Below are 16,019 nucleotides of genomic sequence, written 5' to 3'. Positions count from 1 at the left end.
CCGACACGAAATGTTAAACCTAAAGAAAGTAATGCTGAAAATATTTTTTCTTTTTCAAAACAAAATTCCCCTTTTTATTAGTTGGTACATTATATCTGACTTTTTATGAAAGTAGCATTAGCAAAATGCAGATTTACAACTTTAACAAAATCACAATATAGAAAACCAAAATTCTTAAGCATTTAAATTGAAAATTGTTTTTTCGTTATTCCATAAACAGCTTCTTTTTTATTGAATGTATATTTCATTTTGGTATAACAGGGACCCAGAGTTCATGTCTTGGTTTATGTTTTGGACCGTAATAACATTCTATACATGGTAAATTTGCAAGTTCATACTCAGAGGTTGGGACCCACTCAGAGTATAAACGTTTCCATGCATCCACTATGTTCGGGAAAACTGCCCATGTACTTGCAGGAATAATGAGTGTTTCCATATCAGCTGGTGCTTCCCCATCGTATCTTACACCCATAAAGTAGGAAAACTCTTCCTCTGTTATGGCAGCTTCTTTTCCACAAACCCCCAAAAGACTTTCAAGTGTGCATTTGGGATTTTCCCATGACATATCTATTAATTCTTGCATAAATCCGTCTTTTTTCGCAGTGTTCCAAAGTGTAGGGATTTTTTTAAATGCGCTGCTTGTTTTTACGGGCTTACTCTTTCCTACAATTCTTAGCTCAAAATCGAGCTTTTCAATTCTGTAGTCCATCTCGGTACCACCTTTTATAGAAATTTGAAAGGAAATTTTCGGAAAGGCTTTTAACTGTACTCCTTTATTACGAGCAGTGGAAGGGGGTATTCCATGCATTTTTTTAAAAGCACGTGAGAAAGCATCGGAAGAAATATAACCGTATTTAATCGCCACATCGATGATTCGAATATCACTTTTTTGAATTTCAAATGCTGCAAGTGTTAATCGTCTTCGTCTAATATATTCTGAAAGCGACACACCTGAAATTGAAGAAAACATTCTTGAGAAATGAAACTCAGAGCAATTAGCTGCCTTTGCAATCTCCTTGTAATCTATGTCTTCATCCAAACGATTCTCAATGTAGTCCAATGCATTATTCATTCTTTCTAGCCAATCCATAAGTTTACTCCCTTTCAAATATTCACTTTAATACATAACAGATCATAATAACCGACATTTCATGCCTAAAAATGTCGGTACAAAAAATACACCTTTTAATAGAATATAAAATAAAGATGAACTCTTTGTTCTCTGTTGTTTGTATATTCTTTTTATTTAATCCTATTATTTCGCTATTGAAAATTTTGTATTATTCTAACATAACTTGCCAATTCTTTTTAAAAAAATCATCCTTTTCATTTATTTAACTTATTTTCCCTGTAACGTAAGGTATCACTAGTTGTAACTAAGATGTGACCACTGAATAGTAGGTGATTTCTCGTTATTCAGGACAGGGTACAAATGAGAATGTACTTTTGTTTTTTTGAATTTCTAAAATTTAAAATCTTTTTACTTAATATCAGTAGATTCTTTGTCTAAAAATGTGAAAGGAAAGATATAAAAAAAGAATTTGAAGAAAGAACGATACTATTAAAAGTAACATAAGAATATTATGTATAGAAAAAGCCATCTAATTGTTAGATTAGATGGTTTTTATTTATAAAACAACATGTCATTATGGATATTATAGCCGTCATTTTATTGGTTGAATGTTTATTTAAAATGGTAGGGCTTGTGTATAGGTGATTGTTATTACCAAACCGTACAGTAAAACATGTTGCCAAGAAATCTTTTTCAGTTAGGCCATTAGTGTTGAGATGAAGGTTATGTGGGGCACTTGAACCACATAGATAAAAATCACATTAACACTTTAAAGGAGCAGAGATCAATGAAGGTAGTAAATAAAGAAAAAATTTTAATCCTTACCGGAAATTACGGGGATGGTCATATTCAAGTAGCCCAAGCTCTACAGGAAGCGATACAAATTCGATTTCCGACATTAGAACCGGTGATTTTTGATTTTATGGAATGGGCCCATCCCTATTCTAATCATGTAAGTCGTTTCCTTTTCCTTGAAGGAGTAAAAAAATTCCCTCAGGTGTATGGGTATATTTATCAAAAAACACGGAGAGAGAACACTTTATCTAATTTGATAAAGACGATTTTCTCTACAGGTTTTGGACGATTATTAAAATTGATTGAGGAAGTGCAGCCGACCGTCGTAGTCAGTACGTTTCCTTTGGCAGCAGCTGTGATGTCAAAGTTGAAATCCTGTGGTTTAACGGATATTCCTACTGTAACGACCATTACTGATCATACAGATCATAGTTGCTGGATTTATCCTTTTACGGATCAATATATCGTCGGCTCAAGTATTGTCCGCGATTCTCTGATTAATTTAGGCGTGAAAGAGAATCGGATTGCTCATACAGGGATTCCCATTCGACAGCAATTTTCTCAGTCCTTTGAACGAGAGGGAATTTTTGAGAAGTATGGTTTAGATCCTCATATTCCTACAGTGTTAGTAATGGGGGGCGGTTATGGCATGATTGGTGATGGAAGTTCTACCTTTCAGGAGTTTGATACGTTACCGCAGCCTATTCAATTAATCATTGTTTGTGGACATAATGAAAAACTCCGTATGCAATTAAAGGAAAAGTTAAAGGATTCCAAACATCATATCCATCTCACTGGTTATATCAATTACGTTCATGAGTTAATGGCTATTTCCAATCTAATGATTACAAAACCAGGAGGAGTCAGTACTTTTGAAGCAATTGCCATGGAATTGCCTATACTTCTTTATAAACCTATTCCCGGTCAAGAACAGGATAACGCTAAATTTTTAGTTCGTTCAGGCGTGGCGATTCAAGCAGAAACGGATTGGGATTTAATGGATCATTTATCTAAATTACTGAGCAATGTAGAACTACTTCAACAGATGAGGGAGAATTCGAAACAATTTCATCCTAAAGAATCTGCGTTTGCATCAGTAGAAGTAATTATTCATACAAAAGAAAGTAATTACAATGGACATGACCTCATGTATTCGTTTGGTTCATAATTAATTAATAAGGTGAAATATGGGAATTTTAATGTTTGCGTCAAACAAGATCAAGAAACCAGCAGCTCGCTCTCTATCTATTGGAAGTTTGATTATCTTCTTACTTCTTACCGGAATATATTTGTATTTTCTTCATACAGGATCGGCAAAAGCATGGCTTGAATCCATTCGTCATCTCGGTGTTTTCGGGATATTGTTAGGTATTCTGATTCAAACGGTTGTCAATGTAATCCCTGTGCCTGGCGAATTTGTTTCTCTTTTTCTTATAGAAATATACGGTGCAGTTGCAGGTGGATTCTATTCATGGATTGGCGGGATCTTAGGGGCCGTCCTTGCGTATCATCTATCCAATTGGTTCGCTCGTCCAATCGTTGAATCATTGGCTAAGCCTTACCTGGTAAAAATAGATTGTTGGCTGCAAAAACAAGGAGTTACGGGGCTTTTGATTCTGCGTTTTGTACCGTTGGTTCCTTATCATTTCATCAACTATACGGCAGGTATATTGGGCGTAAACAGAAGGGCTTTTATATGGACGACTGCCTTAGGGATATTGCCTTATACCATATCGGTAAGCAGCCTATTTGCAGGGGTGCGTTATGGAAGATTCATTCCTTTTATACTTGGCGGCGGACTTTTTATCTTGTCTTTTATCTTAAGTATTGTCCTGCGAAGAAAAATGGATTAAGGCTTTTATCAAGCACTTCTAAAATGAACACTGCAAGAACAGAAATTATAGAAAGGAGATCGTGTAGGAAATGGTTAAAGTTATTTTACTGGTGTTGCTCTTATTAGCATTATATTGGTTTGTTCCATATATTCTTACTACCGGTCTCGGTCTCGGGGTATTAAAAAGGAAAGATTCTTCTGCAAAAATTGCTTTTACTTTTGATGACGGTCCCAATCCTATTTATACTCCGCAGCTATTGGACTTGTTAAAAGTAAATAATATGAAAGCGACATTTTTTGTCGTTGGTTCTAAAGCGGAACAATACCCTGAGTTAATTGAAAGAATGCAAGCAGAGGGGCATTTAATAGGAATGCATAATTACGTGCACAAGTCCAACTGGATTATGGCCCCTTGGACGATAAGGCGGCATTTAAGGAAGAGTGCTTCCATCATTGAAAACATTACTGGGGAACGTCCCATCTATTATCGTCCGCCATGGGGACTATTAAACTTATTCGATTTTTTTCTAATGAAAAAGTATAAGATCATCCTATGGTCGGTAATGGCAGAGGATTGGAGCAGTAAAGGCGGCAGTGAAAAAGTTAAAACAAGACTATTACGGGATATAAAAAATGGGGATGTCATCCTCTTGCATGATTGTGGAAAAACCTTTGGAGCGGATGAAGATGCTCCTATGAATACCATTCATGCATTAAAAGATGTCTTTAAAGAACTATCAAGCCGAGATATGTCTTGTGTAAGAATTGACGAATTGTGATATTAGACTGAGTAGTAGACATGGATTACGATTACATGAGAAAAAAGAATATCGCAAGCGTATTGATTTTAGTGATAAGCAAGCGCAGCGTATGTGGGAATATGATGAAGAAAAGGTTAGTACATGAATTGTGACAATTCCGATGACAAAATGGAGCGGTAGTTCAAAAGGGTTATTATGAACTTTCTTCTAGCGAGAGAAATGATTAGTAAGCAGGTTAGCATATAATACAAAGAAATCTCTCCAAGTATGGAGAGATTTCTTTGTATTGTTCAATATTCAAATGTTATATGATAAGAGCTTATAAATTGACGCGCTAGTTTATGAGAAATTATGATTCGTTTATAAATAATTTTTCATAATTTCAATGAAGTATTTAGAATTTAATTATAAAGGGCATAGGGGGAATCAGGATGACGAATTCAAAGAGTAAAACAGCAGCAAGTATTTATGCGAGTACGAATATAAACAATTGGGGATCTTTTCAAAATATTGAAGAGACAAAGCTATTTACTCCAATTCAAATAGGAGCGTGGTCTCTTCGGAATCGTGTGGCGATGGCGCCGATGACTCGTTGTTTTGCCAATGACGACACCGGAGTAGTTGGACCTGATGTGGTCGAGTATTATCGAAAGCGAGCAGCAGATGGTGTCGGTCTAATCATTACAGAAGGCATTGTAATTAGCCCAAGAGCAAAGGGGAATCCAGGTGTTCCAGGGATTTATACCGAGGAGCAAATTGAGTCTTGGAAGCCGGTAACAGATGCAGTACATAAAGAAGGCGGAACAATTATTGCTCAAATATGGCATGTAGGGCGTATGAGTCATCATGAATTAACAGGAGGACTTTTGCCACAAGCACCGTCAGCGATTGCAGCACAAGGAAATGTTCCGCGTTTTCGTAAGCCTTTTGATACACCAGAAGCAATGACAATAGAAGAGATTCAAGGGGTTATTAAGCAATATGCACAAGCTGCCAGAAATGCGATAGAAGCTGGGTTTGATGGGGTGGAAATTCACGGGGCACATGGCTACTTAATCGATCAATTTGCTTATGAATTTGCAAACCATCGAAAGGATCAGTACGGCGGAGACCTAAAACAAAGGCTAACGTTTATGAAAGAAGTGTTACAAGCTGTAATAGGCGCAGTTGGTGCAGATAAAACGCTTATTCGCTTTTCTGCATTCAAAGGTGATAACCCAAGTTATATGTGGGAAAATCCAGAAGAAGCAATTAGGAGTTTCGTAGAGGTTTTTCAAGAGGTAGGGCTAACAATGATCCACCCTTCAACAATGAATTATACACAAGTGATAGCTGATGGGAAAAACTTGCATCAACTAGTCCGTAAATATTGGAATGGTGTAATTGTAGGAGTGGGGAATTTAACCCCAGGAGAGGCAGAAGAGGCGCTGCAAGAAGGTACAATTGATGTAGCGGCATTTGGTAGACCTCTGATTTCTAATCCGGATTTTGTTCATCGCGTGAAACGTGGAGAAAGGTTAGAGGAATACGATGCGAAACAACATCTTACTACATTAATATGAATAAGGATAAAAGGAGAACGCATAAAGTGTTCTCCTTTTAATCTTCCGTTTCAGGTGATATTATAAAATCAAGAGTATTAGAAAATGATAATGTTACTGTGCGAGGAAAATCTGCAGGTATCCTTACTTATAAATCTATAATGGGTGGCGAAATTAGTATCCCATCAATGGTAGTAGATAAAATAGAGGTAAATCAATAAAATCAAAAAGTATAGATTTGTGACTGCAAGGTTACATTGAATGTTTAGGACACAATAATATCATGTTCATATTATATATATATATATATACATGTATTGATAACAAGTAAAGGGTACGGTTAACAACATTAAACGTTGGTTTGTTTTCTGTAACTTTAATCTTGAATAGTTTTAAACGAAAAACCTCCATCTGTTAAAGGTGGAGGTTTTATTATGGAAAAAACACCTATTAAAGAAAGAATGGGAAGCTTATATTCAAGACTATAAAAATAGTGGATTATCAAAAGTTGCTTGGTGTCAAAAACAGAACCTACCGATTACGTTCAAATCTTCGTATCCGAATTAATTTCGACCACCCTGCATTTGCTGGATGCGGCAATTATGGAACGCGGTTATTTTCCATTCATCGTTTTGTTTGATTACTATATTCGTATTGATCGATCCCCGTTCATTAGGGTCCTCCGCAGAATTAGGCAATTTCACTTCCCCGATCCCATGAACAATGGCTACATCGGATGCTATAAAGCGCGGCTGCACTTCAATAGTGAGACTGGATTCCAAAGTTGTGCCTTTGAGTGGACCATTAAACAACATTTGATGAACTTCAGCTATTTGCTTTCTCCCTTTTAAATGCTGTCCCATGAACGTCACATAATCTGCGTCTTCTGTAAAGCAATCGCCGTAAGCGCCTCCGTCCCCCTTGTTCCAGGCATTGCTCAACGCCACAAATAAGTCCTTTATCGATTGAATGTCCTTTGTTTGATCTTCCATTTCTGCTCTACCCCTTTTGAAAATAGATTTTTTCTATATCTCTCTATTACTATTAGGCACACTATTTTATTCAGCGACAGGAAATAAAGTTCCTACCTTTAATAAAAGGCATAACACGATATGCCTCAGTTACTTGAATATTCCTGTGAGGGAAAGACATTCACAAAAAATTGGTTTTTTTACAATATAAAGTTTGATTTGCTAATTTAATATTTTGGATTAGTAGGCTGTACTAAGAAAAGAATGACACGCCATTATAATTTTTTCACTACCTTCTTCCCTTAGTAATTCTTTTCTTACAAGTTCTGAAGATAGCTTTTGAATTTTTTGAGCTCTATAATACCTTCTCTTAAAATAGGATTGAAATGCTGTATAAAAGTAATCATGATTATCAATTTCTTCTGCCAATACTATAGCATCTTCTATTGCCATTGCAGCTCCTTGGGCTAAATTTGGTGCACTGGCATGAGCAGCATCTCCACCAATGACTACACGGTTGCTGTACCAGTCCTCTTCCAATACAACTTCTTCAACTAGATTAAAGATAATGGGAGAATCTTTAGAAAGCCCCTCTTTAATTAAAATGGATGCTCCTCTAAATTGATCTACAATGTTCATTACTCTTTCATAACGTGTCATTTTATCATCCCAGTAATCTATCTTTACCGGCTTCAAGATAAAAGCATAACCTGCACTTTCAGACAATGGTACAATACCAATTTTAGTGCTTCCATTATGAAGCATGAGCGTCTCATTAAAAGATTTACTCTTAGGAAATTCTATAGGGAATCTCCATGATCCCATACCTAAAAATTGAGGGTTAATTTTTCGTCCCAGCATTATATCTCTGACTTTAGAACGAATGCCATCAAACCCTATAAGAATATCGCAAGTGAGAGTGCTTTTGTCTTCAAAAGTTACATGAACCCCATATTCATGTTCGGTATAAGACTTTAAAGTTTTATTCCATTCTATATTTACCCCTAAAGACTGAGCTTTTGCAACTAATATTCCGCTTAATTCGGAACGCCAAATAGCATTTCTACCTGGTAGGTTTTCATCCATAAATCTTTCACTAATTTCACTTATTATCATGCCATCTTTATCAAAAATTTTTAGGGAATTGAGTTGAAATCCCTTATTTAAGCATTGTTCGTATATACCTAATTCTTTGAGAACTTTAAATGAATTTTGAGGTTGCAGAATGCCTGCACCTTGAAGTGAATTACTACTCGAAGACTCACATACTGTAACAGATAAACCATTTTTTCTTAAAGCAATTGCAGCAGATAGTCCACCTATTCCACCGCCGATAATAAGAACTTTTTTGATTTGCTGTTTCATTATATACACCCTTTCATAAAAGATGATTGATTACTATAGTATAGGTTTTTACCTATAAATAATATGAATAATGAATTTTTTCAAAAAATGGACTACCTCATATCCGATTGGACTGAGCGTTTACAATTTAATCATGTATTCATTGAATTAGAAATTGAATTTTCTAAAGAGCAATTTTATCAACTAGACGATTATATGAAAGTGCAAATAGAAAGTTACGTTGAAGTAGGCATTTAGAGTTTTCTAAGTATATTCGAATAGATGAAGACAAATCCTTTATGTTTTATCATTATGCGAAGATAGACACAGGCTACAATAGAGAGAATGTGTAGAGGACGGAGAAACTATCATATGTAACACAGTTAAGTGCTTTGAGGAGGTACAAAAAAGAAAAAATAATATACAATAATTGGAGATTTTTCATGAAATCCTCGTTTTTTCATATGGTATAATTTTCATAGTTTATTACGTTATGAAGAAGTCAAAAAATTTCAAGGAAACTCTGAAAGACTGGACAGAAAAATATAGAGAGGATTCAAGCGATGGGACAATTTCAAAGTAATTTTCAAACGGCAGAACAAATCGCGACGCAAATGGGGACAGCTGCTGATACGGTTCAAAGTGCCACAAATAGATCCATAACTAAGTCGGAACGTACAACGTTGTCTGTTAACTCCAAAGCACAAGAAGCCAATCAACAAGTTTTAGACTTAACCAAACAGTTTTATGCCACTTTTCAACAAGCGGTTAACAACATTCATTCTGTAGCCCAAGAGTTTGAGCGTATGGATAACGAACTTCAAAAAACTTTTCGCTGATATGACAGCCTACGTAAATGTAAAACAGTAGGAGGAAAAAGATGAGTCAAGATATAGAAAAACAAATCAATCAACTGAACGAAAAATTAAGAAGTCTATCTGAAGAACAATCTCAAAATCAACACGCTATTCAAAAACAAGAACAAACAGAAGTAGATTTTTATGAATGGAAAGGTCGAAGTGGCCGTTTGTTTGATCGCATTTTAGAAACTTGGCACAACGATAGAGAACTAGGACAATTCTTTCATAATCTGCGTCAAGATGCCGGGCAAATTGAACGAAGGCTTACTCACGAATTGGAAGATCAGAAAGAAACGTTGCTAAAGGAGAAACGAAACCTGAGTAATTTAGAAAATGACCTTTACCACCAACGGCAAAAATTAGCACGGGAGGTGAAGTCATGAGTTTAAATATGTATCTAGGGGAAGTACGAACCCAATCACAAAGTATGAATGCTTTTTGCGTTGCAACCATTCAAGGTATGGAGCAAGTCATCAATTCGATTGACACTTTTGCATTTGATGCTGTTCTGCAAGGGCAAACTTACGACAGTGCAAAAACATTCTTTGCACAAACCTTTCGTCCTTTAGCCCAAGGAATTATTTACTTGTGTGAAGAATTAATTCGTCAAAATGATGCTTTTCTCAGTGATTTTCAATCAAAGGTAGCTTCGACAGATGTCATCGAACATGAAATACTAGACCAAATTCGAGAGATTGAGCGAACGAAAGCAGGTATTGAAGGAATTAGTAGCATCCTTCCAGGCATGCAAGTTATGGTGAATATTTTTGATGCGATGAAACGAAAGCTTCAAGAAAAGTTAGAACATCTGCATGAATTCAATTATACTTCTAGTAGTAATTATGATACAGCACTCCAACTAGCTGCCAGCATCGCGCAAGGTCTGGCGGAAGTTCAAAGTGGGAAAGGTTTCAGTCCTGCCAGCGGTACATTTAGCACACAAGAATTGAATATGGGATGGACGACATCTATTCAAGAAATTGCAGAAAATAAAGCTCGTGAAGCTGAGAAACTTAAAACTGAAGTGAGTGATAGTAATTCTGAAAAATCCCTATTAGAGAAAATTGGTGATGGTATTTGGGATGGTGCAGGACAAGCTGTTGGGGATACAATAGATGGTATAGTAGCACTTGGTAAGTGGGAAACCTGGGAGAACATGGGTTACGCTGTTACTCACTTAGACGAGACTCTTCCTGCTATGTGGAATACCTTATCAGATTCATTTATTAATGATGTAATAAATGGTGATGCTGAAAGTCGTGCAAAGTGGGGAAGTTATGCCCTAACACAAGTAGGATTAGGACTGATTGGTGATAAAGGAATAAGTAAAATAAGTAAAGTAACTACACTAGCAAAAGGTGCGAATATCTCAAAATTCTCACAAGGCATGTCCCAGGTTGCAAATAAGTTAAATATGGAAGATAGACTGGCTTTTGCTTTTGCTGATACTAGTGAAATTACTTTAAGGTCTAATTTTGATTCTCCTGCTCTTAGCACATTAGTATTTGCTAAAGGTATGAAAAGTTCTGTTGGATTAAGTACTGCTCTAGATAAGGTTAGTGACTTTAATGCTAGTAAAAGCTTTGAAGTTAAGAAGATTGAGGGGGAAAATTCTCATGAATCTAGGGGAGCTAGTTTAAAAGAAATTAAAAGGCAATTAAATATACCTAAATCTCAACATCCGATTAGTCAAAAAATGGTGCCATTAACAGATAGTAATGGTAAATGGATATTAAATGATAATAAACAGCCTATTATGACTCGAGAATTGACATATGAAGTAAAAGGTCAAAAAATTGTAATTCAGGATCATTCAGCTGGTCATGATTTTGGGCAAGGTGGTATTGGAGATCAGCCGCCTCATCATAATGTAAGACCTGAATACAATACACGAACAGGACAGGTAGATGGGATGGCGGATCATTATTATTTTGAGAAGAGAAATAAAAAATAGAAAATAGGGAGTATAAAAATGATTGATCAATTTAAAATTTTAAATCCACAGGCGCTAATTAGTATTTTTGGGAAAATACCAAAATTTGAAGAATCAGAGTTATTAGATGTGCGTCTTAAAAGAGATGGTCCTACATTAGTTATCCAATTGATGACAAAAGAAAATGTTGAAAATAAGCCAAAGCGATGGAATAAGTGGGATGTAATTTATGTAGAAATATCTTTCTATACTATTCGTAATTTAACAATAGAAGGTTTAGGTACAGAAAATATCATTGATTATTTTGAAATAAATACGACAGCAGAAGGAGGTTTATTAAAAATTAAGTGTAAGAATCAAATGATAGTTGAGTGTTTATTTGAGTGGGCAAGAGTAGAAGGGGTAACTCCAGGTTTAATAGGATTACCATAACTTTGATGAGAAACAGATAATATAGTGCACTCATTTTAATATTTTTATATGTGAAGTGACCCCAAAAAGAGTTAGACAGGTTATTTCATTAGGCAACTTTCTGGGCATGGGCTCGGTATTGTACCGGGCTCATGCTTTTTAGTTTAGCTTTAATTCGTTTGTTGTTGTAGTAATTTATGTGTTTTGCTAGTTCTTGCTTAAGTGTTCAACATTTTCAAATTTTTTTTAGATAAATAAATTCTGATTTTATGATGCCAAAGAAATTTTTAATAACGGCGTTGTCGTGACAGTTTTCTTTACGAGATATACTCCAACTAGCTGCCAGCATCGCGCAAGGTCTTGTGGAAGTTCAAAGCGGGAAAGGTTTCAGTCCTGCAAGTGGAACATTTAGCATACAAGAATTGAATATGGGGTGGACGGCATCTATTCAAAAAGTCACAGAAGATAAAGCTCGTGAAGTTGATAAATTAGCTTTCATGTCATCTTCTGCGAAATTTGTGAAACCCTTTGAAGGAGGATACAAAACTTTTGTAGGTTCAGCAGAATGGAAAACAGATGGGCGTCTTGGAGGAAAAGCAGAAGGAAATTTAATCGAAGGACAATACGCTATTTCAAAAGGCAATGAGTTTTCATTTAAATCTGGTCATGGGGAAGTTGATTTAAACGCCCCTTATAGCTTTAATACAATAAAAGAAGATTTTTTTACAGGAAACATCATTGGAGGTAAGGTAGGGATTACCGGCTTAGAAAACTCCATTTCAACTAATAGTATATATAATACAGAGCTGCAGGTGACACAGAAATTCTTAGATGGTTCTTTAGATTACGGAATTGAGGATTACACATTTAAAGATGATGCAGAGTTAACGATTCATAAATACGAATTAGCTTTAAAGAAGATTGACATCCCTGATTTTATTCCTTTTATTGGTGAATATGATATTGAAATACGAGGCGAATTTGGAATAGGGACATTCGGTTACAAATTACGTGCAGGTCGAGAAACTGGTCTGTATGTTGGCGGTGGAAAAGTTGGTGGTGGGATATTTGCTAAATTTACTAAACCGGGGGAAGAATAAACATGTTTAAACATGCAAGAATTATTAAGATTGTTGGGTTTTCAGTTTTACTTATATTTAGCCTTTTTGCCCCTTATGGATGGGAGAAAAAGTTAGCTCTTATTGCTTTTGTGCTTATACTAGCCTCCTTATCTTTTGGTACTACAAACTTACTAGAGTGTATAACTAGCAAATTTAAAAAGAATGGAGATAACTAGTTTGCTCAAACAAGGAAGAATTTTAATTATTCTAGGTGTATTACCACCAATCGTTATAATGCTACTTTCTACAAGTACTATTTCAAATAAATTATTAACAACCCTAATTATACTTTGCATAGGAGCATTCACTTTTTGTGCTTCAATACTAGTAGAACGGTTTTATAAAAGGAGAAAGGAGAATAAATAAATGAAACTATTACCTATCGGCTCAGTTGTAAAATTAGAAGCTGTAGAACCAATTATAATGATTATCGGAAGAATGGTTGTTTCAGTAGATAAACGTGATTTTGACTATGTAGGTGTTCCTTATCCTGTTGGTTACTTAGGTGATGAAAAAGTATTGTGCTTTAATCACGATAAAATTGTAGAGGAATTACATAGAGGTTATATGAATGAAAGTGAATTAGTTTTACGTGAAAAATTGTTAGAGATGTAAATGAAGTTTTTGTTTATAATATATCCTTTTAGTAAAAAACGCATTGAACACCTTGGATGAATTCTGAGGTGTTTTTGCATTATGTTATATAGGTATTTTTGCACAAACCTTCCGTCCTTTAGCCCAAGGAATTATCTACTTGTGTGAAGAGTTAATTCGCCAAAATGATGCTTTTCCAAATGATTTTCAATCAAAGGTAGCTTCGACAGATGTCATCGAACACGAAATACTAGACCAAATTCGAGAGATTGAGCGAACGAAGGCAGGTATTGAAGGAATTAGTAGTATTCTTCCAGGCATGCAAGTTATGGTAAATATTTTTGATGCGATGAAACGAAAGCTGCAAGAAAAGTTAGAACATCTGCATGAATTCAATTATACTTCTAGTAGTAATTATGATACAGCACTCCAACTAGCTGCCAGCATCGCGCAAGGTCTTGCGGAAGTTCAAAGCGGGAAAGGTTTTAATGCCGCTAGCGGTACATTTACCACTCAAGGATTGAATATGGGGTGGACGGCATCTATTCAAGAAATTGCAGAAAATAAGGCTCGTGAAGCTGAGAATTTAATTGAAGAAGGCGCAATGTGCGGTAAACTTCCGGAAAAATCTACTGGAGAAAAAATTTGGGCGGTATTGTAGAAGGTGCAGGGGAAGCTGTTGGAGATACGATAGATGGTATAGTAGCACTTGGTAAATGGGAAACGTGGGAGAATATGGGGCATGCAGTTACTCACTTAGACGAGACTCTTCCTGCTATGTGGAATACCTTATCAGATTCATTTATTAATGATGTAATAAATGGTGATGCTGAAAGTCGTGCAAAGTGGGGAAGTTATGTCCTAGCACAAGTAGGATTAGGACTGATTGGTGATAAAGGAATAAGTAAAATAAGTAAAGTAACTACATTAGCAAAAGGTGCGAATATCTCAAAATTCTCACAAGGCATGTCCCGGGCTGCAAGTAAATTAAATATGGGAGATAGACTTGCTTTTGCAGATATAAGCTCATTTAAAAGTGAAATCCCTATGTTTCAAGATTTCCATATTAAGACTAGTAGTGACAAAAATACCGTATTAAGTAGCGCATCTGGAAAAGGTGTGGAACATGTAGGGCAATTAAAAGGACAAGATATTACACTTAAAGATATTTTTGAGAAGGAAGTAATTTATACAAAACGTAATAGAGAGGAAGCGAAGCAATTACGAAGACAGTTTTTCAGTAAGAAAAAACTTTTTGAAATATTTGGCTAATGATGAACAAAAAGTTAAACAGCTACGTGAAGCTGGCATAAAAATAGAGGACATTGAAGATATGAAAATAGGTGCCGTTCCTGAGGGGTATCAAGTTCATCATAAATTACCTTTAGATGATGGTGGAACAAATGATTTTGATAACTTAATTTTAATTGAAAATGATCCTTACCATAAAGTGCTTACTAATTCACAAAAAAAATTAACAAAAGGTTTACAGGTCGGGGAGTCAACAACGATTAAATGGCCTATACCAGATGGCTTTGTTTATCCATTAAAAAAATAATGATTGAGGTGCTAGTATGATTTTAGAGTTACTTTCAGATATAGAAAAAATAAAAAATAAAAGAGGAAAATCAATAATGCAATCTGCTAGTGATGAATCAATTCAAACCATTAAAAGTTGGGTATCCAGCAATGTAAAAAAGAATGCATGGGTAAATGAATATGAACATTTTTTAAAGATTGCTAATGGATTAGACTTTAATGGTTTAGTTATCTATAACGCTAATCCTAATGATGATAATAATGGATTTATCGCAGCAAATGAAATATGGAGAGAAAATGAGTGGGACAATAACTATTTATTTTTTGGAGATTCAAGTATAGCTTGGTTTTGTTTTGATGTTGATAGCGAGCTTTTTTTTGAATTAGATAAGCCAACTGGAGATATAATGGAGGAATATAATAGCTTTAATGAAATGGTCGAACAAGCAATAAAGAATGTTTTGTAAATTAATTTCATTTTATAAAAAGAGCATTCCATTTAGCGAATGCTCTTTTACAATTTCTACCTCATATAAACACCAATCACTAGCTGTAATATAAAAAGTTTTTCCATGGCTATTATATACTCGATACTGAAGAGAGCTTTTCACCATAAGTTTTTCATCAATTGTAAATCCAAGTCCTGCATCAACACTTCCAGCCCCATCTTTATCTTGCCAAGATGGAGAATCATAGAAACGTAGATTATCAACTTTAGAAACAACACGTTTTCCTACAATAGATGAATCAACAGTGCTTTTCTTCTCGAATCGAATATAAGACGGATCATATTTCCCCCCCACTGTCCTCCACCTAAGTCTACCGAGAAATCGAGCGAACGAAAGCAGGTATTGAAGGAATTAGTAGAACCCTTCCAGGTATGCAAGTTATGGTGAATATTTTTGATGCGATGAAACGAAAGCTTCAGGAAAAATTAGAACATCTGCATGAATTCAATTATATCTCTAAAGGTGAGGATATAAGAGGAAAGAGTGCGTGTATTTATGACATGCACTTTTTTTAGTATAAATCTAATTTTAAAAGTTAACAGAGAAAGAGGTATTTACTTAGTATGAAATATGGTTACAAGAAGTAGCAAAACTTTAAGAACAGCTTCTTTTTTTATTTGGATACTAATAAAAAAACATATACATAATGTTAATCTTGTCAAAAAATGTTATTATTCCCTATGTAATATTGTTATTCATATAAGTGGTAACAAATAAGTTGAAGGATGGGATTA

The 16,019-nt window shown here is 35.2% G+C and carries 18 protein-coding genes and 4 pseudogenes; 17 read left to right on the top strand and 5 right to left on the bottom strand.

Features of this window, described 5'->3' with window-relative positions; all coding sequences use genetic code 11:
• Positions 1-244 precede the first annotated feature (244 nt).
• Entirely contained in the window at positions 245-1,090 is an 846-nt protein-coding gene (locus ACFQZ1_RS13405) for an AraC family transcriptional regulator (RefSeq protein ID WP_377882675.1), read from the bottom strand.
• A gap of 769 nt (positions 1,091-1,859) precedes the next feature.
• Here ACFQZ1_RS13405 and ACFQZ1_RS13400 point away from each other — a divergent pair.
• The 6 genes from ACFQZ1_RS13400 to tnpA all read left to right on the top strand — a co-directional run bounded on the left by ACFQZ1_RS13400 (position 1,860) and on the right by tnpA (position 6,570).
• Positions 1,860-3,035 (top strand): MGDG synthase family glycosyltransferase, encoded by a 1,176-nt coding sequence (locus tag ACFQZ1_RS13400; RefSeq protein ID WP_377882674.1) that lies wholly within the window; start codon positions 1,860-1,862, stop codon positions 3,033-3,035.
• A gap of 19 nt (positions 3,036-3,054) precedes the next feature.
• Entirely contained in the window at positions 3,055-3,720 is a 666-nt protein-coding gene (locus ACFQZ1_RS13395) for a TVP38/TMEM64 family protein (protein ID WP_377882673.1), read from the top strand.
• A gap of 70 nt (positions 3,721-3,790) precedes the next feature.
• A complete protein-coding gene (locus ACFQZ1_RS13390; protein ID WP_377882672.1) occupies positions 3,791-4,480 on the top strand; it encodes a polysaccharide deacetylase family protein in 690 nt (229 codons plus the stop codon).
• A complete protein-coding gene (locus tag ACFQZ1_RS13385) occupies positions 4,467-4,607 on the top strand; it encodes a hypothetical protein (protein ID WP_377882710.1) in 141 nt (46 codons plus the stop codon). The genes ACFQZ1_RS13390 and ACFQZ1_RS13385 overlap by 14 nt, the downstream gene beginning before the upstream one ends.
• A gap of 286 nt (positions 4,608-4,893) precedes the next feature.
• On the top strand, positions 4,894-6,024 hold the full coding sequence (locus ACFQZ1_RS13380) for an alkene reductase (RefSeq protein ID WP_377882671.1): 1,131 nt from the start codon (positions 4,894-4,896) through the stop codon (positions 6,022-6,024).
• Between the two features lie 399 nt (positions 6,025-6,423).
• On the top strand, positions 6,424-6,570 hold the full coding sequence (gene tnpA / locus ACFQZ1_RS13375) for an IS66 family insertion sequence element accessory protein TnpA (RefSeq protein WP_377882670.1): 147 nt from the start codon (positions 6,424-6,426) through the stop codon (positions 6,568-6,570).
• Here the strand turns inward: tnpA and ACFQZ1_RS13370 are convergent.
• Both ACFQZ1_RS13370 and ACFQZ1_RS13365 read right to left on the bottom strand, forming a co-directional pair.
• Positions 6,567-6,995: an SgcJ/EcaC family oxidoreductase gene (locus ACFQZ1_RS13370; RefSeq protein WP_377882669.1), complete on the bottom strand. Its 429-nt coding sequence runs from the start codon at positions 6,993-6,995 to the stop codon at positions 6,567-6,569. The two genes, tnpA and ACFQZ1_RS13370, sit on opposite strands and share 4 nt — an antisense overlap.
• 219 nt (positions 6,996-7,214) lie before the next feature.
• Entirely contained in the window at positions 7,215-8,339 is a 1,125-nt protein-coding gene (locus ACFQZ1_RS13365; protein ID WP_377882667.1) for an FAD-dependent oxidoreductase, read from the bottom strand.
• Positions 8,340-8,881: 542 nt separating this feature from the next.
• Here ACFQZ1_RS13365 and ACFQZ1_RS13360 point away from each other — a divergent pair.
• Genes ACFQZ1_RS13360 through ACFQZ1_RS13345 form a run of 4 tightly spaced genes read left to right on the top strand, consistent with a single transcriptional unit; the run spans position 8,882 to position 11,543 of the window.
• Entirely contained in the window at positions 8,882-9,157 is a 276-nt protein-coding gene (locus tag ACFQZ1_RS13360; RefSeq protein ID WP_377882666.1) for a TIGR04197 family type VII secretion effector, read from the top strand.
• Positions 9,158-9,198: 41 nt separating this feature from the next.
• Positions 9,199-9,561, top strand: coding sequence for a DUF3958 family protein (locus ACFQZ1_RS13355; RefSeq protein ID WP_377882665.1), 363 nt, complete (start codon positions 9,199-9,201; stop codon positions 9,559-9,561).
• A complete protein-coding gene (locus tag ACFQZ1_RS13350) occupies positions 9,558-11,132 on the top strand; it encodes an HNH/endonuclease VII fold putative polymorphic toxin (RefSeq protein WP_377882664.1) in 1,575 nt (524 codons plus the stop codon). The genes ACFQZ1_RS13355 and ACFQZ1_RS13350 overlap by 4 nt, the downstream gene beginning before the upstream one ends.
• A gap of 18 nt (positions 11,133-11,150) precedes the next feature.
• A complete protein-coding gene (locus ACFQZ1_RS13345) occupies positions 11,151-11,543 on the top strand; it encodes an immunity 50 family protein (RefSeq protein WP_377882663.1) in 393 nt (130 codons plus the stop codon).
• Positions 11,544-11,631: 88 nt separating this feature from the next.
• On the opposite strand, the pseudogene ACFQZ1_RS13340 reads toward ACFQZ1_RS13345, so the two are convergent.
• Positions 11,632-11,853, bottom strand: a pseudogene (locus ACFQZ1_RS13340) (IS3 family transposase); the annotation flags it as partial.
• A gap of 31 nt (positions 11,854-11,884) precedes the next feature.
• Here ACFQZ1_RS13340 and ACFQZ1_RS13335 point away from each other — a divergent pair.
• The 6 genes and pseudogenes from ACFQZ1_RS13335 to ACFQZ1_RS13310 all read left to right on the top strand — a co-directional run bounded on the left by ACFQZ1_RS13335 (position 11,885) and on the right by ACFQZ1_RS13310 (position 15,243).
• On the top strand, positions 11,885-12,622 hold the full coding sequence (locus tag ACFQZ1_RS13335; RefSeq protein WP_377882662.1) for a WXG100 family type VII secretion target: 738 nt from the start codon (positions 11,885-11,887) through the stop codon (positions 12,620-12,622).
• Positions 12,623-12,624: 2 nt separating this feature from the next.
• A complete protein-coding gene (locus tag ACFQZ1_RS13330; protein ID WP_377882661.1) occupies positions 12,625-12,819 on the top strand; it encodes a hypothetical protein in 195 nt (64 codons plus the stop codon).
• Positions 12,820-13,009: 190 nt separating this feature from the next.
• Positions 13,010-13,258, top strand: coding sequence for a DUF4176 domain-containing protein (locus ACFQZ1_RS13325; protein ID WP_377882660.1), 249 nt, complete (start codon positions 13,010-13,012; stop codon positions 13,256-13,258).
• A gap of 298 nt (positions 13,259-13,556) precedes the next feature.
• Positions 13,557-14,326, top strand: a pseudogene (locus ACFQZ1_RS13320) (T7SS effector LXG polymorphic toxin); the annotation flags it as partial.
• A gap of 166 nt (positions 14,327-14,492) precedes the next feature.
• Positions 14,493-14,795 (top strand): HNH endonuclease signature motif containing protein, encoded by a 303-nt coding sequence (locus tag ACFQZ1_RS13315; RefSeq protein WP_377882659.1) that lies wholly within the window; start codon positions 14,493-14,495, stop codon positions 14,793-14,795.
• 16 nt (positions 14,796-14,811) lie between these two features.
• Positions 14,812-15,243: a YrhA family protein gene (locus ACFQZ1_RS13310; protein ID WP_377882658.1), complete on the top strand. Its 432-nt coding sequence runs from the start codon at positions 14,812-14,814 to the stop codon at positions 15,241-15,243.
• Positions 15,244-15,255: 12 nt separating this feature from the next.
• Here the strand turns inward: ACFQZ1_RS13310 and ACFQZ1_RS13305 are convergent.
• A pseudogene (locus ACFQZ1_RS13305) lies at positions 15,256-15,588 on the bottom strand (hypothetical protein); the annotation flags it as partial.
• An 11-nt stretch (positions 15,589-15,599) separates the two neighbouring features.
• Between ACFQZ1_RS13305 and ACFQZ1_RS13300 the strand changes: the two are divergent.
• Positions 15,600-15,743 (top strand): annotated as a pseudogene (locus tag ACFQZ1_RS13300) (T7SS effector LXG polymorphic toxin); the annotation flags it as partial.
• Positions 15,744-16,019: the final 276 nt, after the last annotated feature.

It is taken from the genome of Bacillus sp. CGMCC 1.60114, from assembly GCF_042676365.1.
Classification (GTDB): Bacteria; Bacillota; Bacilli; order Bacillales; family Bacillaceae_G; genus Bacillus_A; species Bacillus_A rhizoplanae_A.
Note: the sequence above shows the minus strand (reverse complement) of the source record. Positions and strands in the feature narration are given on the sequence as shown.